This is a genomic window from Nocardia farcinica, assembly GCF_029867845.1.
Taxonomy (GTDB): Bacteria; Actinomycetota; Actinomycetes; order Mycobacteriales; family Mycobacteriaceae; genus Nocardia; species Nocardia farcinica_A.
The window spans coordinates 1-1,172 of record NZ_JARWRU010000055.1 but is presented as its reverse complement, the minus strand read 5'-3'; the positions used below and the strand labels follow the sequence as shown (position 1 = coordinate 1,172).

Genomic DNA, 1,172 nt, shown 5'->3' with positions numbered 1-1,172 from the left:
GCTGCGGGTCTGCTGCCCAAACCGGTCAGTGAGCCCGCGGAGAAGACCGATGCCGGTGAGGTGAAGCCGAAGACCACTCGCACCCGCACCCGCAAGACCGAGGGAGCGGGCGATGCTGAGTAAACAGTTCTGGCTCGCCGGTCCGCTCACCCGCGCCTGCCGCCTCGGCGCCGGGTGAGCGGCGCCGGTACCGCTCAGCTCACTCGAACAGGCCGCGCACGAACGGGATCGAGTCCACCAGCGAGGCGTTCACCGTGCCGCTGTGGTCGTCGTCGTAGACGCGCAGGGTCACCGGTTCGCCTCGGGCGATGAGGCCCGCGGCGAAGCGCAGCGTCTCCGGGGTGAGCACGTCGGTGTCGCGCAGGCCCTGGCCGAGGAACAACGGACGGTCGTAGCCGGATTCGGGCAGGCCGAGATAGCCGGCCAGCAGGCCGTGCACGTTCGGCAGCGACATCAACGGCCGGGCGAACAGCGAGCCGAGCACCACGTTGTCGGCGGTCAGTTCCGCGCCGAAGTCCTCGAGGCATACGCTGCGGCCGCGTTCGACCCACTGCCTGCCCGCGTCCGTGAGCAGCGCCTCGATGTTCAGCTCGGGGTGCGCGGTCTGCAGGCCCGCCAGCAGGTAGAGCACGTAGGCGCTGGTGTGCGCGCCGAGCTCGATCGGAGGAACGCCGGGGCCGAGGAATTGCAGGACGTCCTCGAGGTAGGCGGGCACGCCGGTGCCGACCGCGCCGCGGAAGTCCAGGTCGGGGCCGAACTCGGTGGCGTGCCGGGCGGTGAACACCGCGGCCGCGCCGCCCTGGGACTGGCCGACCACCACCCACTCGCGCGACAGGCTCGGGTACTGCGCGGTCGCCGCGCGCACCGCGTCGACGATGTTGTGCGCCTCCACGATGCCGTCCAGATAGGGGTGCTCACCCGGGGTGCCCAGGCCCGCGTAGTCGGCGGCCACCACCGCGTAGCCCTGGTCCAGCCAGGCGCCCAGGTACTCCCAGTCGCGGTCGCGCGCACCGGGACCGGCGATGCTGTAGGCGCAGTCGTCGCCGATGCCGACGGTGCCGTGCGCCCAGGCGATCACCGGCCAGCCGCCCTCGGGGGCCTCGCCGGGTGGGAAGTAGACCGCGGCGCTCGCGGTGGTCGGCGCGTCGCCCACGGTGGTCGAGCCGTACAAC

At 72.4% G+C, this 1,172-nt stretch carries 1 protein-coding gene; it reads right to left on the bottom strand.

Going from position 1 to position 1,172, the window contains the following annotated elements:
* Positions 1-199 precede the first annotated feature (199 nt).
* A partial coding sequence (locus QH283_RS00890; protein ID WP_280501115.1) for an alpha/beta hydrolase family protein occupies positions 200-1,172 on the bottom strand: 973 nt, incomplete at its 5' end.